19 protein-coding genes are annotated in these 25,149 nt (G+C 45.7%); 9 read left to right on the top strand and 10 right to left on the bottom strand.

From position 1 onward, the window contains the following. Nucleotides 1–5: 5 nt before the first annotated feature. Nucleotides 6–827, bottom strand: coding sequence for a cytochrome c3 family protein (locus RA178_RS17825; protein WP_168824862.1), 822 nt, complete (start codon nucleotides 825–827; stop codon nucleotides 6–8). Between the two features lie 429 nt (nucleotides 828–1,256). Here RA178_RS17825 and RA178_RS17820 point away from each other — a divergent pair, with 429 nt between their 5' ends. The 3 genes from RA178_RS17820 to RA178_RS17810 all read left to right on the top strand — a co-directional run bounded on the left by RA178_RS17820 (nucleotide 1,257) and on the right by RA178_RS17810 (nucleotide 4,052). Next, nucleotides 1,257–2,006 carry a winged helix-turn-helix domain-containing protein gene (locus RA178_RS17820; protein WP_105250092.1) on the top strand — a complete coding sequence of 250 codons (750 nt, stop codon included), beginning with the start codon at nucleotides 1,257–1,259 and terminating at the stop codon, nucleotides 2,004–2,006. After that, nucleotides 1,999–2,553, top strand: coding sequence for a hypothetical protein (locus RA178_RS17815; protein WP_105250091.1), 555 nt, complete (start codon nucleotides 1,999–2,001; stop codon nucleotides 2,551–2,553). Before RA178_RS17820 ends, RA178_RS17815 begins: the two co-directional genes overlap by 8 nt. A gap of 95 nt (nucleotides 2,554–2,648) precedes the next feature. After that, nucleotides 2,649–4,052, top strand: a complete 1,404-nt coding sequence (locus tag RA178_RS17810; RefSeq protein WP_028761621.1) for a hypothetical protein — start codon at nucleotides 2,649–2,651, stop codon at nucleotides 4,050–4,052. Here RA178_RS17810 and RA178_RS17805 read toward each other — a convergent pair. From RA178_RS17805 to RA178_RS17780, 6 genes are all read right to left on the bottom strand, one after another. Next, nucleotides 4,033–6,270: a PAS domain-containing protein gene (locus tag RA178_RS17805; protein WP_306683106.1), complete on the bottom strand. Its 2,238-nt coding sequence runs from the start codon at nucleotides 6,268–6,270 to the stop codon at nucleotides 4,033–4,035. The genes RA178_RS17810 and RA178_RS17805 overlap by 20 nt on opposite strands. 190 nt (nucleotides 6,271–6,460) lie before the next feature. After that, nucleotides 6,461–7,168 carry a TatD family nuclease-associated radical SAM protein gene (locus RA178_RS17800; protein WP_105250090.1) on the bottom strand — a complete coding sequence of 236 codons (708 nt, stop codon included), beginning with the start codon at nucleotides 7,166–7,168 and terminating at the stop codon, nucleotides 6,461–6,463. Between the two features lie 228 nt (nucleotides 7,169–7,396). Then, entirely contained in the window at nucleotides 7,397–10,588 is a 3,192-nt protein-coding gene (locus RA178_RS17795) for an efflux RND transporter permease subunit (RefSeq protein ID WP_306683105.1), read from the bottom strand. Beyond that, on the bottom strand, nucleotides 10,588–11,799 hold the full coding sequence (locus tag RA178_RS17790) for an efflux RND transporter periplasmic adaptor subunit (RefSeq protein ID WP_113939815.1): 1,212 nt from the start codon (nucleotides 11,797–11,799) through the stop codon (nucleotides 10,588–10,590). The genes RA178_RS17795 and RA178_RS17790 overlap by 1 nt, the downstream gene beginning before the upstream one ends. A gap of 362 nt (nucleotides 11,800–12,161) precedes the next feature. Continuing rightward, nucleotides 12,162–13,421: an ATP-dependent RNA helicase SrmB gene (gene srmB, locus RA178_RS17785; protein WP_105250089.1), complete on the bottom strand. Its 1,260-nt coding sequence runs from the start codon at nucleotides 13,419–13,421 to the stop codon at nucleotides 12,162–12,164. A gap of 236 nt (nucleotides 13,422–13,657) precedes the next feature. Further along, a complete protein-coding gene (locus RA178_RS17780; protein WP_306683103.1) occupies nucleotides 13,658–14,374 on the bottom strand; it encodes a tRNA1(Val) (adenine(37)-N6)-methyltransferase in 717 nt (238 codons plus the stop codon). Nucleotides 14,375–14,902: 528 nt separating this feature from the next. On the opposite strand from RA178_RS17780, the gene brnQ reads away from it, so the two are divergent. The 6 genes from brnQ (at nucleotide 14,903) to RA178_RS17750 (ending at nucleotide 20,846) form a co-directional block, all read left to right on the top strand. Further along, nucleotides 14,903–16,315: a branched-chain amino acid transport system II carrier protein gene (gene brnQ, locus RA178_RS17775; RefSeq protein ID WP_212599767.1), complete on the top strand. Its 1,413-nt coding sequence runs from the start codon at nucleotides 14,903–14,905 to the stop codon at nucleotides 16,313–16,315. A 120-nt stretch (nucleotides 16,316–16,435) separates the two neighbouring features. After that, nucleotides 16,436–17,338, top strand: a complete 903-nt coding sequence (xerD, locus tag RA178_RS17770; RefSeq protein ID WP_105250086.1) for a site-specific tyrosine recombinase XerD — start codon at nucleotides 16,436–16,438, stop codon at nucleotides 17,336–17,338. Nucleotides 17,339–17,479: 141 nt separating this feature from the next. Continuing rightward, nucleotides 17,480–18,205: a bifunctional protein-disulfide isomerase/oxidoreductase DsbC gene (gene dsbC / locus RA178_RS17765; RefSeq protein WP_306683100.1), complete on the top strand. Its 726-nt coding sequence runs from the start codon at nucleotides 17,480–17,482 to the stop codon at nucleotides 18,203–18,205. Nucleotides 18,206–18,299: 94 nt separating this feature from the next. Further along, nucleotides 18,300–20,024, top strand: coding sequence for a single-stranded-DNA-specific exonuclease RecJ (gene recJ, locus RA178_RS17760; RefSeq protein ID WP_306683099.1), 1,725 nt, complete (start codon nucleotides 18,300–18,302; stop codon nucleotides 20,022–20,024). A gap of 17 nt (nucleotides 20,025–20,041) precedes the next feature. Next, nucleotides 20,042–20,371, top strand: a complete 330-nt coding sequence (locus tag RA178_RS17755) for a hypothetical protein (protein ID WP_113939820.1) — start codon at nucleotides 20,042–20,044, stop codon at nucleotides 20,369–20,371. A 34-nt stretch (nucleotides 20,372–20,405) separates the two neighbouring features. After that, nucleotides 20,406–20,846 (top strand): GNAT family N-acetyltransferase, encoded by a 441-nt coding sequence (locus RA178_RS17750; RefSeq protein WP_263238733.1) that lies wholly within the window; start codon nucleotides 20,406–20,408, stop codon nucleotides 20,844–20,846. 66 nt (nucleotides 20,847–20,912) lie between these two features. Here the strand turns inward: RA178_RS17750 and ahpF are convergent, their stop codons facing one another. The 3 genes from ahpF to RA178_RS17735 form a co-directional block, all read right to left on the bottom strand. Beyond that, complete coding sequence (ahpF, locus tag RA178_RS17745; RefSeq protein WP_306683096.1) at nucleotides 20,913–22,484, bottom strand: alkyl hydroperoxide reductase subunit F; 1,572 nt, start codon at nucleotides 22,482–22,484, stop codon at nucleotides 20,913–20,915. Between the two features lie 162 nt (nucleotides 22,485–22,646). Continuing rightward, on the bottom strand, nucleotides 22,647–23,216 hold the full coding sequence (ahpC, locus tag RA178_RS17740) for an alkyl hydroperoxide reductase subunit C (RefSeq protein ID WP_105250080.1): 570 nt from the start codon (nucleotides 23,214–23,216) through the stop codon (nucleotides 22,647–22,649). Nucleotides 23,217–23,559: 343 nt separating this feature from the next. Then, complete coding sequence (locus RA178_RS17735; protein WP_198573862.1) at nucleotides 23,560–25,095, bottom strand: leucyl aminopeptidase; 1,536 nt, start codon at nucleotides 25,093–25,095, stop codon at nucleotides 23,560–23,562. Nucleotides 25,096–25,149 lie beyond the last annotated feature (54 nt).

The raw sequence follows: 25,149 nt of genomic DNA, 5'->3' as shown, positions 1-25,149 counted from the left end.
TCTCCTTAATTGAAATGCCCTGTATGGCAAGTGGTGCATTCCATGTCTGTTTTTACACTTGCCGCTGAGCCTAGTGTGCTAGTGCTACCGTGACAAGTTTGGCAATCTTGCGCATCTGGTGTTGGCTTACTACCAACAAGGGCGCCGATATTCTCCCCTTGATAGGCACGATTCAATACATCGACTAAGTAATAAGCCATAGACGCGGATAAGCGGTAGCAGCGTTCACCTTTTTTCGCGAATGGTAAGCCAGAAGCCTTTGACCAGTTACTGATAGATGAGTGACATAACACGCTCTTGGCTTTTGATGAACTGCCCACAAGAGCCGTTTTTTCTGCTGTCGAGCCAATACCAGTAACAAATTCAGGTGAAGATAAAGGGAGCGTTGTATTTTCGTAGTAGCGGAAGGTATTAGCTATCACGGCGTTATTGTGACCATTAATGTCATCTAAAATATTCACTAACATGCCTATCGCATTAAGATTACCGCAGAGCGTGCCTTGACCCGTTACCCCTGCAAAACCATAGGCGGCTAATGCCGTTGGAATTGTTTTGAACTTGTCTGCATCGGCACTATTAGATTGGGCTAGCATAGTCACAACGGCATGAAAAACTTGGTGCATACAACCACCACCCGTTTCATAGGCCAGTTTTGCTGTTGCCATTGCATCAAGTGGAACGTATTTAAGTTTCTCTCCTATCGCTAATTGATATTGACCATCGGCATTCGTTGCCGCGAGAACCGATGTTCCCATGAGTGTTGCACCTGCCGCAGCGGTGCTAATACCAATAATACGAGTTAATGCTTGACGTCTATTTATGCTCATTATGTATTTCCTCTATGTAGGATTACTTCTATTTATCAAATGCTAAAGATAAATTGATGGCGTAAATTCTAAGCATGCTTGAGATAAATATTGTGATTTACGCCGGAGGATATTTGCCTTTTACATGAGCGGTAAATAGCGTCACCATAATAGAATTAACCGACTTGAATTCTGCATTTTAATTAGCTAAATAGATTGCAAGGTGCTCATTGTCCCGATATTTGTTGTATTTATGTAAATTTATGCCGAATTTCCCATGTGCTAAATGGCATTTATTCCTGTGAGTTAACGCATGTTTTTGCCTAATAGCGCTGAACTTGGGGTTAATTTCACGAAAATTAACTATTTGCTGACTTGGGTTAGCAAGATCACATTAATCATTAGTTAGTTTGCATAGACTTAACTTTATGTTTTTATGGAGTTGAGTGGATGTTGATGCAATTGGGAGACTGCAGGTTTGATCGGGAACGAGGCATACTGATTGAGTTGTCTCGCGATGAATCTTGGCATCTTCCTCGAGCCGAGTTACAAGTGCTTAATTTGCTTGTTGAGCATCAAGGTAAGTTGGTTTCTAAGCACATGCTGAAGACGGGGGATGGAAAGCATCCGCCGCTAACTGATACCTCTGTGGCCCGTGCTGTTTTTATGCTTCGCAGCTTTCTTGGACCTCAATATGAGGGCTTGATTGAAACCGTGAAAGGCCAAGGTTATTTACTCCAACCATCTAATGGGACTGAGTTTAGAGGTGTTAATTACCTCAGATTGCACACAGTGCCTTTGTGGAGTGCCTTAGTGTTATTCGGGTTTATGTTAGCGTTTTCGGTGTTTTATTTGAATCATACGGATCACAGCAAGCCAACCCAAGCACTTATGACCTCAATATTACCTTTGGCTTCTGGCCAGCAAGTACGATTACACTTATTTGCTGATTCCAATACTAATAACACTTTACTCTTCGAATTAGGTGAGCGCTTAAGTGCAGGATTAATCGCCTGCGGTCAAAGTGATTGGGCTGATGTCTATGCTTCTTTGTCCCATGATAAACAAGTGCTTAATATTACTTTTCGAGGCGAAAAACTCGGTCAGTCAGTGATCCGTAATATTAAAATCAGTGATTTCACTCGACCGAAAACCTTCATCGATGCTGCTTGGCTGCAGGAGGTTAATATCTGTGGCTAAATGGCTAAAGTGGACGATTAATATTGTTATCTTGTCGGCATTGATTATGGCCTGCGGTGTGATATACAAACAGTCGGCTACCAATCAGACGATGATTTTAAATTGCAGCTCTGAATTATTCGACCGCCATTCTAGTGCCAATCCTAGCGGCAGCGCGAGTGTTAGCAGTGACGGTAAATTTTACCTACTCGTGGATGTTTTGATTGCCGCTGACAATACGCAGATCAATTATCGTTACTTTAATATTGACGGTACGAGTGCGGGTAATATTTTAATGCAAGGCAAAGTCGACAGTATTGAGGCCAATAGCATGACCTATAAAGTTACCGTTAAAACGAAAACGGAATCTGAAATTGAAAAGCAAAAAAATTGGCCAGAACATATGAAATATCTATCCTATATCAGCAGCTTACATTTTAATGACTCGGAAATGCACAATCTCAGTATCGAGGTGTTAGATATGGATGACACCAAAGATTATGCCGTGGTCCTTTTTCAGCCTAGTAATACCATTTGTGGATGCAGAATCGTAAATAGTCGAATTTAATCAGTGAATTTGAGTTTATTTCAGTTAAGATTAGTGCTCATTGATTTGTGATTACTGTGGTGAGTCTCCAGTGAGGGATTCATGAAAAGGGTGTTGTGTCTAAGATACGTGTAAAGCAAGAAGAATCCCTGTCGATTAAGTTCAGCCATCAGATGGAAAAGGGCGATAATCGTCAGCTTGATCTCTATTTCTTTTTACCTAAGGAAATGGGCATAGGCTCGCGCACGCTCAATGAAGAAGAGTACTACTACAGCTCAATAGTTGGACGTCGCTCATACTATTCAGAAGGCTTGCACTTACCTCTGGTGCAGGGGCGTTTTGCCAGTTTAAATCGCCGTACTGTTGAAGAATTCAGATTGTACCTAAATCTCTTCGCCTATCAGTTTGCGGTTGCGGTTGAAAACGATGTTAAAGAACTCAATCAAATCACAGATGTAACCCATTTTTATTTTGCCCTCGACGAATTACGCGAACAAATTGCCCAGTTGCTGAAAAAGTTTCGTCGTAACGAACCAGGTGATCCCAAATGGAAATCTTACTTTGAAAATGCTGATAACTACTTGTCTTGGTTTTGTGAGCAGCAGTTACTCAAAGTGCTCGCTTATGCAACTCGTACCAGTGATTTCAACGATATTTTAGAGCGGGTACTCACGCTCTGCCGTAATGAATGTGCCTATCGTGATGAGCATAAGTACAACTCAGCGCAAACTAAGCAAGATCCTAACCGTATCTCTAATAAGATGTTGTTATTGCGCCGTTTAATTCAACAAGGGGTGGTACTCAAAGAAGAGTTAAAGCCTTTAGGGATTGGCCTTAAAAAGTTTACGACAGGACTGGCGACCGCGTTAGTGATGTTGGTGGTGTCTGCGTTGATAATTCAAGCGCAGGGCGCCTTTAGTGGTTTTACTATTGCACTAGTGCTGACTTTGGCTGTGATCTATGGTTTCAGGGAAATCTTTAAGGACGATGTGCGCAATGCCATGTGGCGATTTATTCAGCGGGGTCGACCACGTTGGAGCCGCATTTTACGGGATACTACGAGTCAGGCGGTTATCGCTAAGCAGTTGGTATGGCTTGAGTTTATGCGTCAGCAAGATCTACCCGAAAAAGTCAGTGACATTCTAAAGCACAGACATAGCCAAAATAAGGTCGATGCGGAAATTCTGCACTATAAAATCGCTACTAAGGTGAATCAGAGTGAATTCCAAGCGGGATATTCGACTATTCAAGAGCAAGTGAGCTTTAGCTTAGTGCCTTTTGCCCGTTATTTAGAACGGGGTAAAGCGAAGATTTATAAGGAAGTTGAAGGCAAAATTAGTTATGAATCGGTTGAGCGGCGCTATCAAGTCAACCTGATTTTAGTGTTGCGAGATGGGCGCGAAGCCCCGCAGTATATTCGCTATAAAATCACCATGAACCGCTCGGCAATCATAGAAATTACCCAGAGTCAGTTGCCTGACTCCGTTAATGCACCCGAATCTACGATTGATGACGAGTAAAGGCCTGACCGATATTCTGATCGTTATTTTGCTTCGCCCGTTTTAGGGCGATTTCGGCATTATTCAAATATTGCTCTAATGTCTGGCCTTCTTGATAACCCGCAATACCAATACTAATACCTTCCCCTAAGCCATTACCATTGAGCTTTTCCATCATATTGAGGGCAAAGTTGTGCGCATGGGTGGCGTCTGTGTCAGGTAACATCACAATGAGCTTCCCTAGCTGCCAATGCAGAATTTGATAATTAGCTGGAATTTCAAGCAATAATTGCACTTCTATTTCTTGCTGACGATTTGCCAGTTGGTCGATATCACTCATGTGGCTTAGCATGCCCTCTGGATTGATATCCATTAACAGTAAGCTTGAACTGAGACGGCTTGGTGGCGGCAGAGAGTTAAAGTAACGTTCTAAATCTGCCAAATTCAATAGAATAGTACTGCGATGGGGTACAAGGTTACGCTTCTCTGTGCCTCGACCACGCTCGGCGGCTTGCTCTAAAGTGCAGACGATATAATCAATCTCACCATCGGCGGCCACATGGCCCTTCAAGGTGGCTTGCAAACAATTGGAATGCGCCTGTTTAGGTGAGCATAGAATTTGCCCTTGCCACTGACCTTGCATGGCAATTTGGGCGCTGATCCTCTGCCATTGATTGCCTAAATCATTCGCGAGTAATGACGCTAAATCTTGATTTAAATCGCCATTGAGTTGCATTAACGCATCGAATACAGGATTGATTTTAATCAGTTTACCGTTAGCATCTGTGAGGGCTGTCGCGACTGTGTTATCGCATAAAAGCTCACTGAGAAAAGCATTTTGTTTGCTGCTGATTAACTCACTGATGTCCTCAAGGGTGATTAATAGATGTGGTGAGCCTCGGCTCGCCCTTGGTGCTTGGCGGATATGAACCCGCAGCGTGGGGCCATCGATACTGTCTAGACTGATTTCACCAGACCATTGACCGGTTTTATGTACCTGCTCCATTAACTCCGTGTAGGTTTTATCATCGAGGCATAAGGTACGCTGTAGGCTTCGGTCTGTCAGTTCATCTAATGGTACTAAGGTCGCTTGTGCCGCTTTAGTATTGGCGCTGATGACTCTGGCATTTTCGTTGACCATCATAAAGCCGATGTCACTATTAAATAAGCCATTAGCAACATCAATACTGTATTGGCGTGAACGCTGTTGTAAGCGATACATGTGGCTGAGTAGTACAACCCAAGCGGCTAAAACCGTTAATATTAACGATGCCACAATGACAATGTTTTGCCATTGTGAGAAACGAGCTGCTATGTCTGAGTTGCGCACATAGGAGAGTAAAAAATATTCTCTGTGAGTCTCAGGTTGGGCTGTGAGTTCGATTTTAAGGAAAACAAAAGTGGCTTCTTCACCGTGGAATTGTCCAAAGTTGCTCATGGACATATCGCGCCACAGGGCCGGATAGCTCTGTCTTAAACTTGCTCCTAAGGTCTCTGGCATATTGCTTAGAGGGGCGAGATCGCTAGCGCCAGCATAGAGTAATCCCTGAGTATCAAGCACTAACATAGGGGATTTATTGCTCGAAAAGGCTGGTTTTATGGCCTCCAGCATTTTTACCATAGAGTTGTATGTCACCAGATAACCGATAGAACTCTGATCGGGCTTCTCTAGCCACGCCATTTGATACATATAAGGTTCAAGCATGCCGTCTATCGGAACAAATTCCAGCGGTGAGGTATAAACTTCTTTGCCACCCATGCTCCGACTCGCTCCAAGTAAGGTCGGTGGTAAGGCATCTTTATTGAAATTAGGGGGAGTTGAGAATTTATAGTTACCTTGGGGATCGTACAGTGCAATGCCGAGTAACTCAGGAATATGTTTTACTAGATCTTGCCAGTTTTCCTGCAATTTAAGTTGTTGCTTGGCGGTAGGATTGCTTAAGTATTGTTTTAGCAGTTCCCCATTGGCGAAAATTTGGGTTCGAAATTGCTGAAAAGACACTTTATCTGCGATCAATGAGCCTATGGTTTGCAGTTCACTGTATCTTTGCGTTGCCCACTCTTCTTGCAGGCGTCGTTCACCTAACGTAATGATTAAGTGAGTTAAAATAATCATGCCAATCACCAGCATAGAAAGCTGGCTTGCAATAGCGAGTAAGCGTTGATGCGACCAATAGATCCCTTGAGTTAAAGAGAGCAGTGGCGCAGCGGGATACGTGCTTGGGTTATTCTTCAGCATGAACCGATTATGAGTGGGTGAACTGTTAATTTCGCTATGTTAACACGAAAGAATTGTTACGACAGTGCCAAGTTACTCAGCAAGATTCCTTGAGTAAAAGTTAAGACGATTCACACATGTACCACTCACGTAATCGACAGTGTTATCTGCTTGGGTATTTCAGTCGATTTTGGCTGTATTAGAATGCCGTTTAGCCTAAGGCGCCTAATATGCGATGCTTGAATTCGCAGCCGTAGGACTCAACTTGTTCACGACAGATGTCGATATCAACACCCGCTAATCCTTCGATGGCTGAAACTTGTACCGTTTCAATATAGTGTGGCGCTAATGCGATGAAGGCATGTACGGCGGCATAAGAACCGGCGAGTTTGGGGCGACAATGTTCCATATAGGCGGCTTCATTATCCGCATTGAGGGAAATGGATAAACTATCAACGCAGTTGGCTAGTTCCGGCAAAATATTCCGCCTATGGACTAAATTACCTAAACCATCGGTATTAATACGTACTCGTCCGCCTCTTTGTTTAATTTCTTTCGCCACCGCCAGCAAGGTTGGAAGATTTAAGGTCGGTTCGCCATAGCCACAAAACACATATTCTTCGAAGTCTTTAACATCGCCAAGCAGTGGAATAATTTCTTCGGGCTTAGGTTGGTGACACAGTGCCAGTTGATATTCGTGGATCTGTTTACTGCCATTATGTTTTGGACAAAACGCGCAGCGCAGGGTACAGCGACCCGTAATATTAAGGTAGCGACTGCGACGAATATCATAGACAAGCGTTTCAGTCGCACAGGTTTCATTTGTGCAAACTTCATCTGTTATGTGACCGTTCGCTAGGGTTTCTGTGGTGACAACTTGTGGTTTATCAATATTTTGCTTGTGCAGATGCTCAGACATAATGATGGGTTTCATTTTAACGATAGCTGACGACTTAAACACAGTGTAGCGAAAGCCTGATGCGATAACTGTCAACTAGATCGCAACTTGAAAGCTCAAGCCACTCGCAGCAGACTCAAAATGGCATAGATGATTGAGAGATTATTGACTCGCACTGAGGATTAAAAAGAGAGCCTAAGCTCTCTTTTTAAGGTTCAAGACATTGATTAACTGCTTCTAGTTAACTTCCTATAGATAGTCTTTTTTATAGTCAGTGGGGACCGGCGGCTCTAAATGCTCAGGTGTAAAGTCCACTTCATGGTCTTTTTTAGGCTGCCACCACCAATGGAAGAAGCGGCTGCTAGTGCGCTTAATGTCGTCGAGTATGATGTACAGCAAGGGCACTAAAATTAGCGTCACAAGGGTCGAGAACAGGATACCGAAGGCGAGGGATGTCGCCATAGGGATCACTATTTGCGCCTGCAAACTACGCTCGAGAATAATAGGCACTAAGCCGACGAAGGTGGTGAGTGACGTCAGGATGATCGCCCTAAAACGATAACAGCCTGAATCGACCGCAGCCTGTCTGACCGACTGCCCTTGCTCCCGCGCACGGTTCACAAAGTCCACCAAAATCAAGGAGTCGTTCACCACCACTCCCGCTAATGCCACTATGCCGCAGAGACTTAACACGCTCATCGCGAGTCCCTGAATTAAGTGACCAAACAGAGCGCCGATAATCCCGAAGGGGATCACAGACATGATGATTAACGGCTGACTGTAGGATTTAAGTGGCACGGCCATCAAAGCATAAATGGTGAACAGCGCAAAGAAGAAGCCTTGCATCAAACCGACCATGGCATTCTGTTCATCCAAACTGCCACCGTCCAGTGCAGTTTGGATTTTAGGGTACTTGGCCTGCAATTGTGGCAGGTAATCTTTTTGGATTTCTTGCACTACTTTTGAAGGTTCAACGATGTTTTTGTTGGCATTTGCCGTGATGGTAATCGCTCGCTTGCCGTCAACACGGGTAATTGAGGCGTAGGATTCACCTTTTTCAATTTGTGCCACAGTCGAGAAGGGAACCGAAGTGCCCGTTGGCGTGCGGATCAGCATATTTTCCAGATAACCCACAGTACGACGTTGCTCTAATGGGTAGCGCACCATCACCTTGATTTCTTCTTTATTACGTAAAATACGTTGGGCTTCATAACCATAGAAACCGTAACGCACTTGGCGAGCTAAATCGGAAAGGGTCAGGCCAAGGGCTTCAGCCTCTGGACGTATCTTCAGGCGAATTTCATGACTGCCCGAGGAGAAGTTGTCGGCAATATCGTACACGCCTTCGTAGCTGGCGAGTTTTTGCTTCAACTCTTTAGAGGCTGCGGACAGCTCATCGAGGTCACTCGAGGTCAGTCTGAAGGAAATATCGCCACCGGCATCGTTGGTGCTCGCGTTAAAGCTGAGTTTCTTGACTGACAAAAGCTCGGGCAATTGTTCACGCCACGCGGCAGCAATCGTCACGCCATCGACTTCACGGTCTTCCCCTTTCGTCAGTTCGGCAAAAATGAAGGCCGAGGTACGGGAGCTCATATTGATAAAGCTATGCTTCACCACTTGATAGCCGTTATCTTTCTCCATTTTTTCGTTCATCTTGTACAGGGCTTCTTCTATGCTCTGTACCACTTTTAAGGTGTTACCTTCGGAGCTGCCTTCATCCATTTCAAGTTCAACTTGAATAAAGTCTGAGGGAATGTCAGGGAAAAATACCCAGCGCACTTTGCCACTGGCGACTAGGGCAATCGACAGAATCAATACACCGATAAAGGCAGCGACCACGTTGTATCTGTGTTTGATACAGCGCTCGAGGAAGTTGCGATAGCTGTGGTGAATAAAGTATTGCACTCTGTCGTTAAAATTGGCTTTTAGGTGGCCAAAGAATCCCTTTGGTGCGCCAGTTTTTTTAAACTTCATGTGCGCTAAATGCGCTGGCAGAATGAATTTAGACTCTACCAGTGAGAAGGCTAAACAGAGGATGACCACCATACCGATGGATTTCCAGATAATCCCCATAGGGCCAGAAACCATTAACATGGGAATAAATGCCGCAATTGTGGTTAAGACCCCGAAGGTCGCGGGCATCGCCACTTTTTGCGCGCCGCGGATCACGTTCTCAACCGAGTGACCGTGGCGTTCGACCTCTGTGTAGGCACTCTCGCCGATGACAATGGCATCATCCACCACTATTCCGAGCACCAAGATAAAAGCGAATAGGGTCAACATGTTGATCGTCATGGAGAAAGGTTCGAGCGGCATGACCAACATAGTGCCGAGGAAACACACGGGTATTCCCATCATGACCCAAAATGCTAACTTCAGATCGAGGAACATAGCTAAGATGATAAATACCAACAAGGCACCGTAAAACATGTTCGACATCATCATGTCTAAGCGGCCCTGGAGATAGTGGGTCATATCACCCCAAGTATCGAGTTGAGCGTTAGCTGGCAGTGTGGCGCGGCGCTGCTCGACGTACTGTTTGACTTGGTCTGCAATGTCTAAGGCGTTTTGATCATCAATGCTGGTGACTTCAATAATCGCAGCGGGTTTGCCGTTAAAGCGGGTATATTCCAAACGTTCTTCAAAATCATCTTTGATGGTCGCCACTTGTGGCAGCATCACACGGCTACCGTCTGCGCGAGTTGTGACGACTATATTGGCAAAGTCATCGCCCGTGTAGGCTTGGCCTTTGGTGCGCAATAGGATATCGCCATCTTGAGCACGAATAGAGCCACCTGGTAAGTCTAAGGAGGAGTTTTGCACTGCTAATGCGACTTGTGAGAAGGTCAAGCCGTACTCTCGTAACTTATTCTCAGAAACTTCAATACCGATTTCATAATCGCGCACCCCTGTGACTTTCGCACGGGTTACAGCGGGGAGTTGGGTTAAATCGTCACGAACCGACTTAGCCAATTCTTTCATATCGTGGAGTGTCATATCGCCATAAACAGAAACCCAAATGACGTTATTCTCAGGTTTGATTTGAGAGATATTCGGTTTTTCGATGTTCACTGGGAAGGTTGAAATTGCATCTAACCGCAGTTTGGCTTCATCGAGAATGGTCTGCACTTCGTAACCGTCTTCAACTTCAACGGTAATCGAGCCAACGCCTTCGCTAGCCACAGAAGTCACTTTCTTAATGCCGTTGATATCTTGGATGGCTTCTTCAATCTTGATGTTGATGCCTTCTTCGATTTCCTGTGGCGCCGCACCTGGATAGGCGACGGAAATATTTAATAAATTGAGTTCGAAAGAAGGAAAAACTTCTTTATTAATCAAAATACTGCTGAAAAGGCCGCCGATGAGCAGAACACACATTAATAAGTTCGCGGCCACACTGTTGCGGGCGAACCAAGCTAAGATCCCTTTTTGAGTGTCCATTATTTGACTCCAGCGGCCGCAAGACTCGATTCAGGAGTATTTTCTTTTGGTGTCTCAGTGGGCAATGCCGCTTCACCTAAAATTTTGACCATTTGCCCATTTGCCATACTGTTGAAGTGGGTCGTAGCGACGCGTTCGCCCGTTTTTAGACTGTCTTTGATGAACACATTTTCTAAATCACTACGAACCACATTTACTTGGCGCATTTCAATGATATTTTTGTCGTTGACTAGGGCGACTTGGTCATTACGAACCACATGGCGGGGCAATTTGACGATGCCATCGACAGTGCGGCCCTTGATGACTGCATTGACGAAGCTGCCGTATTTAAGCGGTAAGCTACCTGGCACTTTATTCGCGCGCAGATAGGGGTCTTTGATTTCTGCGACTAAATACACCATGCGATTTTCGGCATCGATAACACCTTCACTGCGGATAATATTGCCTTCCCAAGTATTTTCTTTGCCCGCCAAAGAGGCGCTAAGCGTGACTTGGGTATCGGGATTATCGACAGACTCTAAATAGGCTAAATCATCATTAGAAATGGGTAAGCGGATTTCGGCAACGCGAGTATCGTAGAGCTCACCTAGATTAGTGCCTAAGCTAACGTATTGACCTAAATCGACATTTCTAACTTTGATTATGCCATCAAAGGGCGCGCGAATAACCGTGCGCTCAAGGTTACGTTGGGCTCGCGCCAGTGCTGCCTGCGCATATTTTACGTTAGCTTGTTCTTTTTTGAGTTGCGGGATACGTAGACCTAACTCAGGGGGCAAACCCTTGTCGTAGCCTTTGAATTCGATTTTAGCGACTTCACCACGGGCTATTTCTTCGTTCAGTGCGGCGGTGGCTTGGGCCAGCGTCGCTTCGGCTTGCATTAAGTCAGCCTCGTAATCTGAGGGTTCGATTTGCGCTAATTGGTCGCCTTTCTTGACTATGCCACCTGCAACAAAATGAGGGGAGATAGTGAGCATTCTGCCTTGAACTTCGGTTACGAGTTGGGTTTTATACTTTGGGGTAACCACGCCGTAGGAAGGTAAGTTTAGCGATACTGTTTGCTGAGTTACTTGCGTGACATCAACGATAGGAATGGGCATCTCTTCAGGTTTTTGTTCTGGCGCCTCCTTCGTTTGCATTAATAAGGCTGCGCCAAAGACAAACAGCAGCAGAATAAGAAAAGGAGACAGTCTCCTCAGTAGGGTCTTCATCATATAATGGTTAAATCCATGCTAATCGCGTAATGGGGTTAAAGTAGCAGAGTCGGCCACGCCAATAAATTTATTTTTGTAAATTAAATGTTTCTAAAAGTGATGCCGCGACAGATATGCTCATCATGCATCGATATTTGGGCGAAAATTAGAGCAGAAAGGTGATGAAAGGTTCAGTTAGGTAATTGGAATATATTGAAATAAGAATGAATACGTATTGGGGTTAACTGCTCTAAATCCGCCGCATTTCATTCTATATAATTAAACATAGCAGGATATTTTTAGTAAAATCACCCACGTAAGTTATATTTTGGTAATAAAAAAGCCGCATATAGCGGCTTTAGTTTGGTGAATTTAAGCGGGTGTTACTTTTTCTTACGGGCGATTTTACTCGCTTTCTTTGCCGCTTCTTTCTTGCTCGTTTTCTTCGCAGCTTCTTTCGCTTTCACTTTGGCTTTTTTCTTACCCGGTGTGCGCGCTTCTTTATTCTTTGGACGCAGCTCTTCGATCACGCGGCGTTTCAACGGTTGCTCGATATAACGCTCGATTTTACCGACGATACGCATGTCGTGGGCTTCGGCAAGCGAAATCGCGGTACCTTTTGCGCCAGCGCGGCCAGTACGGCCAATGCGGTGGATATAAGTGTCGGCAGAACGTGGCATATCGAAGTTGATCACATGAGTGATATCGTCGATATCGATACCGCGTGCAGCCACATCGGTCGCTAACAAGACATTGACTTCACCTTTAGTAAAGCGACTCAAGGCTTGGAAGCGTTTCTTCTGTTCCATATCACCACGCATAAAGGCGCAGGGAATACCGACTTTAAGTAACTGGCCTTCTAGGCTAGAAACGATGTCGCGGGTTTTCACAAATACGATAGTCCGTTTGACATCTTCTTGGCGTAGCAAATGGCACAACAGCGCAAATTTATGCTCTTTATCATCGGCTAAGTGGATCCATTGGTGGATCTTGGCTTTTTCACTGCGAGGGGCTTCAACATCGATTTCAATCGGGTCGTTTAACACTTCACGGGCAAAACGTTGTACACCGCCGCCTTCTAAGGTGGCAGAAAACAGCATGTTCTGTTTGCGGCCTTGGGCCTCAATAGCAATGGCTTGCACCACAGAAGAGAAGCCCATGTCTAACATGCGATCGGCTTCGTCGATAATTAAGATATCGACTTCTTGGGCGTTGAAATTGCCTTTGTCTAAATATTCCATCAGGCGGCCTGGGGTCGCGACCAGAATATCGACGTTGCCTGCTAAGGCTTCTTCCTGTGGTCCATAAGGAACGCCGCCAGTAACGATAGCAATATCTAAACCTTGGCCTGTGGCTAGGTGACTCGCATAACGGTGGATTTGGCTGGCTAACTCACGGGTTGGCGTGAGGATTAGCACCCTTGCTTGTCCAGCAAAACGACGGGGGAAGTCGATCAAATGTTGTAGCGATGGCAGTAAAAAGCTCGCTGTTTTACCTGTTCCTGTCGGGGCGCGCGCAAGAATATCTCTTTGCTCTAAGGCGTAAGGAATCGTTTCTTGCTGAATCGTAGTGGGTGAATGATGCCCCATGGCATTAAGCGACTCTAATAAGCTAGGGTCAAGCTGGAAATCTTCAAATTGCATGCGCAGCGTCTCGACGGATAATAGCGAAGCATTATAAAGGTTATGGCGGTTAACTTAAATAACTTATCTAGATCTCCTGTGTTTATCTTCTGTGTCAGTAAAGTTTTATGGTAATTGGCATAAGTTAATTACTTTTAGGTCAATGTATTAGCATTTAATTTGTGGGGAATTGGACCTTTCGTTAAATTTGTCAAACTTAGCTAGCTTTACTTAACGTGTCAGGATTGGACTCGATATCAGTATTTAAGGTAAAAATCTTGGACCAATTGCACCATGGTTTGTGTGTATTGGCCTGAACGTTCACGAATAGTGATATCACTGAGCTTTGGAGCCATTTGCGGGTGAGTCTTATGGGCGAGTACGCAGAGTACTCGATTAGCACTTTTCCCTACAATGCTGATAAGGTTGGTTATTTCAATCAAATTGAGCTGAGAGTGCGTTAGTATTTCGTCGAAACGCGCCATACTCTGCATTGGTAATATGAGGCTTGCTTTTCCTTGTGGTGCTAGGCACACATGAATGGCATCGAGTAGTGCGGTAAAGCTTAAGCTATCTGTGTGGCGGGCCATAGCGCGCTGGGATTGTATCGCTTGCGTGCCTTGCTCAAAATAGGGGGGATTACAAATTATGTGATCAAAATACTCTTGATACTCAGTTTGTTGGCAAAAGTCTTGGATGCTGCAATTAACTAAGGTCAGTCGATTAGCCCAAGGACTATTGTGGAAGTTATGTTGGCAAGCATGGGCGGCATTGGTGTCTAATTCGACACTGGTGATATGTGCTTGACTGCGCTGAGCTGCCATTAAACTGAGTAAGCCGCTGCCTGCGCCTATATCTAAGATTGATTTCGCGGTGGTCAGTTGTGCCCATGCCCCAAGGACGACGCTGTCTGTGCCTACGGCCATGCCGCAATTCATGTCATCGATATGAAATTGTTTAAAAGTGAATGCCATGGGGAGTTAATTTTGCCGTTCTAAAGTGATTTAGGCCCAATATTGGGCGCGCAATATTCTAATTCTAGCCCTCGTTTTTAGCTAATGTTTTTAAACAGTCGCATCTGTCCTAGCTGTATGAATTTGTGTCGCCAAATCATTTACTATTTTACGTGGTAATACTAATTTCACTTAATTAACGCTTTAATTTATTGCCTTAGAAACCTTTTATTAGCAGTTAATTAGCATTATTTAGCTTTTTTTGCCTGAACGGACTTGTTGTCTTGTATTGATGCTTTAAGTCTGGTATTAGTTTCGCCCCCATTTTTAATCACTTTTAAGATTAACGGATAGGTAAACGAGTTTGTTGGTGAATTAGTCGTCAGTTAGGCTACATAAACGTTCGCCATCGTTTATAAACTCGGCAGATATCGAACATATTTACCACGGAATTGTGTAAACATAGATTTGCACTCCGGATGGGCTTTGTTTTAGCTATGGCTAATCGACACATAATCACTTAAGTTTGTAAAAAAACAATAAGACAAGATGGGGCTTCCAGTGCAAGACAATCAGATGAGTATCGGAGATACATTAGGCTTAGGTTTTATGACCTTTGCGTTCTTTTTAGGTGCGGGAAACCTAATTTTTCCACCATTCGCGGGTATGTTAGCGGGCGAAAATATGCCCCTCGCCATGTTGGGTTTTTTGATTACCGCCGTAGGTTTACCTTTAGTTGGACTGATTGCTGTCGCTAAGGCTCAAGGTAAGGTTATGGCTATGCTGCCAGTATTTGCAGCAACGACATTGGCCGTCGCGATTTACATTATTATCGGCCCTGCTTTTGCTGCGCCGCGTACGGGATTAGTGGCTTACGAGATTGGCGCTAAGCCATTTATCGATGACACTACGGCAACGTTTTTGCTGGGCAGTTTGGAATTAAACCTGACGCAACTGCTATACACATTAGGTTTCTTCGCTGTCACTATGTTGCTGGCGCTTTTCCCTGGTAAGTTGCTCGATAGCGTAGGTAAAGTATTAACGCCTATTTTATTGATTTTGTTGGTCGGATTAGCCGTTTCAGTGCTGTTTTTACCTGCATCCGAAGTGGGCCAAGCAGTGGGGGATTACCAACAGCATCCGCTGACCAAAGGTATTTTGGAAGGCTATAACACTATGGATACGTTAGCATCCTTGATGTTTGGTATGTTGATTATTGATATCCTGCGTAAAAAGGGCATTGACCAACCCAGTGATCAAACTAAGTATCTAATCCGTGCAGCCTTTATTGCCGCCGCTGGTTTAACTTTTGTGTATGTGTCCTTGTTCTTTTTAGGTGCAACCGCTGGCGATATCGCTATCGGCACTAAAAATGGTGGCGAAATATTAACAAATTACGTGACCCGCGAGTTTGGTGAACTAGGCTCAGTCTTGTTGTCATCAGTCGTGACTTTAGCTTGTTTGACCACTGCGGTTGGGCTAGTGAGTGCGTGTTCTGAGTTCTTTAATGAGCTGATGCCTAAACTGTCTTACCGTTTCCTCGTGGTCTTTTTAAGCTTGATATGCGCTGTGATTGCGAACGTGGGCCTAAGTCAGTTGATTGCTATTAGTATTCCCGTATTAATGACGATTTATCCTGTGGCTATTGCTCTTGTGGTTGTGACTTTCCTGACCGCTTATTTTGCGAATCCACAGTTTGCACATCGTGCAGTACTGAGCGTGGCACTGTTTTTCGGCATCTTCGATGGTCTTAAAGTGGCAGCGAAAAGTTTGACTGACGCTGATGGTCAAGCCATTAATGGCTTAGCACAGGTTTTTATCCATATAGTGAATGTTATGTCTCCAGTGTTATCTAAGCTGCCACTCTATGAAGAAGGTATGGCTTGGTTATTGCCGACCATTGCGACGATTGCACTGTGTTTAGTATTCGGTCGTGGCCGTGGTCAAACGGCTGCAGCCTAGGCTTTGCATTCGAGTTCTCGTCTTTATGCTTAACTCAGTTAAGCTTATGCAGGCTTAGACATATTTAAATTAATATCAACGGCGTATCATTTGATTACGCCGTTTTTTTATGGAGTATTTGTGCCTAAAACCTATATGCCAGATCCACTTATCGATGCTTTTCTTGATGATCTTTGGTCAAGCAAGGGACTGAGTGATAACACGCTATCGGCCTATCGTACCGATCTACGCCATTTTGATCGTTATCAAGGTCAGCAAGGCGTGACGTTACTCGCGGTTTCTCAGGCCGATGTTAGGGCATATCTGGCCTTTAGAGTTGAGCAGAATTTTGCGCGTACCAGTAGCGCTCGGCTGCTCAGCAGCTTACGGCGTTTCTATACTTATCTGGTGCAGACCAAGCAGATTTCAGCCGATCCTATGGCCTTAGTCGAGTCACCTAAGTTAACGCGCCATTTGCCGGATTCTCTGAGTGAGTCGCAGGTTGACCGTTTACTGTCTGAGCCCAATGTGGATGATGCCGTCGAATGCCGTGACAAGGCAATGCTAGAGCTTTTGTATGCAACTGGCCTCAGGGTGAGTGAACTTGTCGGCTTGACCATGGAGCAAATGAGTTTGCGCCAAGGCTTAGTACGTATTGTGGGCAAGGGTGGCAAAGAGCGTCTTGTGCCGCTGGGGGAATTGGCTATTACCGAAGTGGAGGGCTACATGAAATTTGCTCGCCAAGAGTTGCTCGGTAATAAACAATCTGATGTGGTATTTCCGTCGAAACGCGGGCAGATGATGACGCGGCAAACTTTTTGGCATCGGATTAAACTTTATGCTCTGCGTGCGGGGATTGAAACTGCATTATCACCGCACACTTTACGACATGCTTTTGCCACTCATTTGCTCAATCACGGTGCCGATCTGCGGGTTGTCCAACTGTTATTAGGTCACAGCGACTTATCGACGACACAGATTTATACCCATGTAGCACGGGCAAGATTGCAGGAATTGCATCAACAGCATCATCCTAGAGGCTAAAAAAAGGATTTAGTTACAGCATAAATTTGCTTTCCGCGCGGCTTGTCTGTAACTTTTTGCCCCTATACAGGGTCTATTGAATATCTCGAGTTAGAACGGCCCCAATATCTCGTTGTAGCGACACAATTTATAGGATGTCCCATGAAGTTGACCCCAGCATTATCCTTAGTTTTTGCCCTCCTAGTTGCACCACTTGCCAGCGCTGCCACTGCGACGTCTCCCGATACCGCTGCGATTAAGCAAAAACTCGGTGAGATGTTAGATGTTGAAGTCATTTCTATGCAGGACTCACCAATTGAGGGCTTGTATCAAGCCATGACCAACCGCGGCGTGCTCTATATTAGCCGTGATGGTTCAAAACTATTCCACGGTAGTGTGTATGATATCGATAAGGGCATGAAAAACTTAACCGAAGCCGCATTAGCGGGTCCGCGTTTAGAAATGATGAAGCCGCTTGAAGAGAATATGCTTGTCTATAAAGCGAAAAACGAAAAACACGTGGTCACTGTATTTACCGATGTTAGCTGTGGTTATTGCCGTAAATTGCATAGCCAAATGTCTGACTACAATAAACTTGGTATTACAGTGCGTTACTTAGCCTTCCCGCGCGCGGGTGTGCCGTCAGCTAATGCCGATGAGATGCAAGCTATCTGGTGTGCTAAAGATCCATTAAAAGCCATGACTGATGCTAAAGCGGGTAGCAAAGTTGCCGCGGCAACATGTGATGCTAAAATTGCTGAGCAATATGCGTTAGGCACAACCTTTGGTGTTAATGGTACGCCTGCAATCATATTAGAAGATGGCAATATGATCCCTGGTTATCAACCGCCTGAAGACTTATTACGCACCTTAGAGGCACGTCAGTAACAGCCTAAAATGTAAAATTTATCCCACGAAAGGTGAGCTTAAGGCTCACCTTTTTGTTATCTTATTGCCACGATTTCATGAGAGTTTGAGTCCCTTGATCCATAAGATAGTCCGTCGCCCAACCGTTGATGATAGCCATTTACCCGCTCATCTTTCGCCGCTATTGAAACAGCTTTATGCTCGTCGTGGTGCGCTAAACCACGAATGCGAGCTTGTCCTTAAGGGTCTATTCAGACCTGAAACCATGAAAGGGTTGCCCGAAGCCGCGGTGCTTATCGCCGATGCAATGCAGGCGAATAAGTCGATTTTGATCGTGGGTGACTTTGACGCCGACGGTGCCACATCGACCAGTGTGTGTATGTTGGCGCTGCGGATGATGGGCGCGGTGAAAGTGGATTACTTGATCCCCAATCGCTTCGATTATGGTTACGGCTTAAGCCCTGAAATTGTTGCAGTTGCGGCCTCCAAACAGGCAGAGCTACTCATCACAGTTGATAATGGTATTTCATCAATTGACGGTGTTGCGGCGGCCAAAGCCTTTGGTATGCAAGTGGTGATTACCGACCATCATTTACCCGGCCATGAGTTACCCGCTGCCGATGCGATAGTGAACCCTAACCAACCTGGCTGTCCATTTGCCAGCAAATCGATTGCGGGTGTCGGCGTGGCCTTTTATTTGATGACGGCATTAAGGGCTGAATTGCGGACGCGAAACTGGTATCAAACCCATGGTATTGCTGAGCCCAATTTAGGCACACTACTCGATATCGTTGCCCTTGGCACCGTTGCCGATGTGGTGTCACTCGATGCCAATAATCGTATTTTGGTTGAAGCAGGTTTGCAGCGCGTGCGAGCCGGGCGTTGCCGTGTGGGGATTACTGCGTTGCTTGAAGTGGCGAAGCGAAATCCGGCGCGCATTGTCGCATCTGACTTTGGTTTTGCCGTGGGCCCAAGGCTTAATGCCGCAGGCCGGTTGGATGAAATGGCACTTGGGGTTGAAACCTTACTCTGCGAAGACATGATGTATGCACGGCGCATGGCGGCAGAGCTTGACGGATTGAATCAAGAACGTCGTGAGCTGGAAGTCGGCATGCAGCAGGAAGCCTTAAAAAGCCTTGAGCACTTAAAGCTCAACGAAGCCGAGTTACCTTGGGGTATCGCCTTATTTCAAGAGGATTGGCACCAAGGCGTGATCGGGATTTTGGCCTCGCGCATTAAAGACAAATACCATAGACCCGTGATTGCCTTTGCCGATGCAGGCAATGGTGAAATTAAAGGCTCGGCGCGTTCGATCAAAGGCTTGCATATGCGCGACTTATTGGAGTTAGTGAACACTCGCCATCCGGGACTGATTATCAAATTTGGTGGTCATGCAATGGCGGCGGGTTTATCGCTCAAAGCGGGCAGTTTTGCGATATTTGCTAAAGCCTATGATGATGCGGTGCGTGAGCAGCTTAAACCTGAGCTGCTAACGGGCGAGCTTTGGTCCGATGGCGAACTCACTCCCGCAGAGTTGAATCTTGAAATGGCTCAGTTACTGCGTAATGCGGGGCCTTGGGGACAAGCTTTCGAAGAGCCGTTATTCGATGGTTACTTTACGATAGTGCAACAACGTCTTGTCGGTGAGCGCCACCTTAAGCTCGTACTCGAAACCCAATGCGGTACTGTGATGCTCGATGCCATTGCCTTTAATGTGGATTTGCACACTTGGCCAGATGCGACGATTAATCATGCCCATGTTGTGTATAAACTCGATGTGAATGAGTATCGCGGCAATTTTTCGCTGCAACTTATGGTTGAGCAAATCGAAGCTATGTAAGATGACAAGGAGTGAAGTTGAAATCATTATCCGATAAAAAAATCCGCCAGCTACTTAAGCGTTTTGCTTGGATATATGTTGTCTGCTTAAGCATACCGTTTATCTCAACCTTACTCACCACTAAGGCTCAGGGGCAAATGCTACTTATGGGGATTTGGCCTGCAGCCTCCTTGTTTTACTTTCTCGCTTACCGTTATTTAGCTAAATCCTTTAAGTATGAAATCAATCGCCACTTAGCCTTTAGTTATCATGGCGGTGGTACTTTAGCGGGGGCTTTGTATTCGTTAGCTAAAGTGGTGTTATTAGCGATGGCATTTATGATATTTATGAGTGCCAATAACACCTGAGCTGACGTTAACGGAAAATTTCGGAGAAAGGAAAATGCAGCAGGAAACAGGATACAGAGTCAGTACAGATCAAGCTGAAATGAATCTTGAGGTTATCCATGGCTTTATTAGTAATAGTTATTGGGCGCAGGGCATGCCAAAGGCGCTGCTACAAAAAGCGTTAGCCAATAGCCTGTGTTTTGGGGTATTTGATAAGGACAATCAACAAGTGGCTTTTGGCCGCTTAATCACAGATAAAGCCACTTTTGCCTATCTTGCCGATGTGTTTGTACTTGAGTCGCACCGCGGCTTAGGTTTAAGCAAGTTGATGATAACAGCGATTCTTGAACATCCTGAATTACAAGGTTTAAGACGGATAATGTTAGCCACCCGTGATGCCCATGGACTCTACGCCCAGTTTGGATTTAAAGCGGTCGATACCCCTGAAATGCTCATGCAAATTAGGCCTGCTAAGCCTTATCAATACCTTAGTTAACATCAAAAAAATAGCCAGCATTTGCTGGCTATTTTTGCGTTAGCTTTGATGTCTGTTGACGAAGCCTTAAGCGGCTTTGGTCGCGGCGGTTTCTTCATCGCTGTGGCGAATGAGGTAATCAAATGCGCCCAGTGATGCGGTCGCGCCGCTGCCCATGGCAATGATAATTTGCTTGAAAGGTGAGTTAGTGACATCACCTGCGGCAAAAATACCTGGAACTGAGGTTTGCCCGCGCTCATCGACTATGATCTCGCCCCTTGGGGTTAAATCGATAGTGCCCTTTAACCATTCCGCATTCGGTACTAGCCCAATCTGCACGAAGATACCTGCAAGTGCGACATGGTGACTCTCGCCAGTGGCTCTGTCTGTGTAGTTCAGGCCATTAACCCGAGTACCATCGCCAGTGACTTCAGTGGTCATGGCTTGGGTAATGATTTTAATGTTACCCATAGAAGCCGCTTTACGTTGCAGTACATCGTCAGCGCGCAGGGTTTTATCAAATTCCAGCACGGTCACATGTTCTACTATGTTCGCAAGATCGATAGCCGCTTCGATACCTGAGTTACCGCCGCCGATCACCGCCACACGCTTGCCCTTAAATAACGGGCCATCACAATGCGGGCAGTATGCGACACCTTTGCCGCGGTATTCTTTCTCGCCAGGGACGTTCATTTCACGCCAGCGTGCACCTGTGGCTAACAATACGGTACGGCTACGTAATTTAGCGCCGCTTGCCAGTTCAAGCTCGAACAAGCCATCTGTTGATAACGACACTGCCTTTTGGTTGTCCATGATGTCGACTTCGTAGTCTCGTACATGGGCTTCAAGGTTTGCCACTAGTTTTGGACCTTCGGTCGCTTTGACCGAAATAAAGTTCTCGATACCGACGGTTTCAGCCACTTGTCCGCCAAACTTGTCGGCAACAATACCGGTGCGAAGTCCTTTACGTGCTGCATAAATGGCTGCTGCTGCGCCGGCTGGGCCGCCGCCAACGACTAAGACTTCGAATGGCGCTTTTTCATTAATTTCATCGGCCTTACGGCTTGCGGCATTGGTATCCAACTTATTTAAAATCTCGCCAATGCTGATACGGCCAGCTGCAAACACTTCGCCATTTAAGTAGACAGAAGGCACAGCCATAATGTTTTTGCTGGTTACTTCTTCTTGGAACAGGGCACCATCGATCATCACGTTGGTGATATTCGGGTTAATGGCCGCCATCATGTTCAGTGCCTGTACTACGTCTGGGCAGTTTTGGCAGGTCAGTGAGACGTAAGTTTCAAAGGCATATTTGCCTGGCAGATTGCGGATCTGCTCAATAATATCATCGCTGAGTTTGATTGGGTGTCCACCCGTGTGCAGTAATGCCAGCACGAGTGAGGTAAATTCGTGACCCATAGGCAGACCAGCAAAGCTGATTTGCGTATTAAGCTCTGGGTTAATCACTGTCATTGCCGGGGTGCGTTCGCCCTGAACTTCTTTCAGGCTCACCAGAGAAGATAGGCTGACAATGTCTTGCGTTAAGCTTTTTAATTCTTGAGACTTTCTACTCTCATCTGCAGACACGACAAGTTCAACTGGTCTCTTGAGGTTTTGCAGATAGGTTTGCAGTTGATTTTTTAAATTCGCATCTAACATTTGATGACTCCAAAATCGCGTAAAAGGGAGAAAAAGGGGGCCAGTCTAGGCCCTTGCAGGGGCGGGCTTAATCCTTTGCTGCGTGGCGCTACAACTGTGTTGGCTGTAACGCTAATCAGCTTGGGACGCTAGACTGGCGGGGTTGACGCTTTGCAGGCTAAATTAGATTTTGCCAACGAGGTCTAAAGACGGTGCTAATGTTTCGTCACCTGGTTGCCATTTAGCTGGGCAAACTTCGCCATCGTGAGTAGCAACATATTGAGCTGCTTGAATTTTACGAACTAGCTCTTGAGCGCTACGGCCGATGCCTAAATCGTGAACTTCGCTGACCTTGATTTGGCCTTCTGGGTTAATCACGAAAGTACCACGCAGTGCTAAACCGTCTTCTTCAATCATCACGCCGAAGTTACGGCTGATAGTGCCTGTTGGGTCAGCCAGCATTGGGAAGTTGATCTTCTTGATGGTGTCTGACGTGTCATGCCATGCTTTGTGAGTGAAGTGTGTGTCAGTTGATACTGAGTAAACTTCAACACCCATTCCTTGCAGTTTTTCGTAGTGATCAGCCATGTCGCCTAATTCAGTTGGGCAAACAAAGGTAAAATCTGCTGGGTAGAAGAAGACAACAGACCATTTACCTAACAGGTCTTGTTCAGTTACAGGAACGAACTCACCATTGTGGAATGCAGTGGCTTTGAATGGTTTGATTGTGCTGTTGATAATTGATTGAGTCATTTTATGCTTCCATTTAGTTGATGATGGCTTAAGTTCATAACGAGGACATTTGCTTGCGTCCTGTCGATGTGAAGCATATTACCGACTCGATTAAAATTAAGATAACGGATAAAAACTATTATCCTAATCGGTTTAGTCGAATGTTGATGCGATTAGGTCGGACTCAATCGGTTTTTCTACGACGGCTGCGGGTTTGGCGTGATTGGGTGTAGTCTGGGTTTAGTCGGCTGGTTTTTGTTGATTGAGATAAGATAAATTTCGAGCATAAAAAAGGGATATCAATGATATCCCTTAAAGTGTAAATACAATTAAAACAAGATACTGAGGTTCTAGGTTCTAGGTTCTAGTTCTGTGCTTTGGGTTGAGTTAACCAAGTGCTGAGTAAGCGCACGCCGTAACCTGTTGCACCCGCAGGCACAACTGCGGTATCGGTGGCGGTTAAGGCATTGCCCGCGATATCGATATGTGCCCAAGGCTGTTCGCCCGCAAAGCGTTTTAAGAACATGGCCGCAGAGGAAGCGCCTGCGCTGCCTTCTTTACCTGTGTTTGTGAGATCCGCGATAGTGGATTTAAGCTCATCCGCATAGGCTTGATCTAACGGTAAGCGCCAGACCTTTTCGCCAACCTGTTGACCTGCATAAGTTAGCTGCTGTACTAAAGGCTCAGAATCGGTAAACAAGCCTGCATAAACATTGCCTAACGCACTCACTTTTGAGCCAGTCAGTGTCGCAACATCGATAATCACTGATGGCTTATAATTTTCTCTGGCATACCAGAGGCCATCGGCCAGCACTAGGCGACCTTCGGCGTCGGTATTGAGCACTTCAACGGTGAGACCTTGGGCGGTTTTAATCACATCACCAGGGATCATTGCATGACCCGATACCATGTTCTCCGCCATGGGCATAATCGCCACTACGTTGACTGGCGCTTTTTGAATCGCCATGGCTTTAATAGTGCCAAGCACTGTGGCTGCACCTGCCATATCTGACTTCATCCGCGCGATTGAAGTACCTGTCGCCTTAATATTGTAACCACCCGAGTCGAAGGTGATGCCTTTACCGACCAGTGCGATTGGCGCGTCTTTGCTACCAGGCCAATGGGCGACCACTAACTTAGGTGGGCGCTCGCTGCCTTTACCTACAGCAGCTAAGGCGCCCAGTTGTAGACGTTCGATATCTTTGGCTTCTAATACCGTGACTTTAACGCCGAGGGATTTGAGTTTTCTGGCTTCGTTAGCAAAGCTGTCGGGATACATAATGTCTGCAGGTGCGTTTGTCAGATCGCGCGCTAAAAACACACCCGCTTCAACCGCTTGCAGATTTTTATGGTGTTTTTGGTTGCGACTTAAATCATCGACAGCGATTTGGTAATTCTTCTCGGCACGGGGGCTCGCTTTGAACTGAGTGTAGCGATAACTGCGTAGTTCAATTCCGTGGGCAAGCTCAGAGGCAAATAGCGGCGCGGCAGTTAAGCCTTGGGTGAGTACACGCACTGTAGCTTGGGGAACCGTATCGAGTTTAGCCGCAACATTGCCACCGATGGTATTAATGTCACCGGGCGTTAAGTTTTTTGCATCGCCAATGCCGACCAGTAAGACCCGTTTAGCATCAATTTCGCTGGGTACCAAAATCTCGAGGATTTCCCCCCGTTTGCCGGAAAAAATATTATCCGCCGTTGCTAGGTTTAATTGATCTTGGGTCGACTGAGGTAAAAAGTCGATCCCATAGGTAGTAGAATCAGCGCTTTGGAATAGCACTAATGTATCTGAATTCAGTGAGCTACGAGTGTCAAAACTAAAACTTTCGGCGTTAGCATTGAGAGAGTTAAGGCACGCCAGAGCCATAACGCTTAACATCAATTTATTATTATTTTTCATGGTGACAGCTCATATCATGGAAGTGTGAGAAGAATATCAAAGCTCAGCCTTAGG

It is taken from the genome of Shewanella oncorhynchi (assembly GCF_030848765.1).
Classification (GTDB): Bacteria; Pseudomonadota; Gammaproteobacteria; order Enterobacterales; family Shewanellaceae; genus Shewanella; species Shewanella oncorhynchi.
The sequence above is the reverse complement of the archived record's forward strand: the minus strand, read 5'-3'. Positions and strand labels throughout refer to the sequence as shown.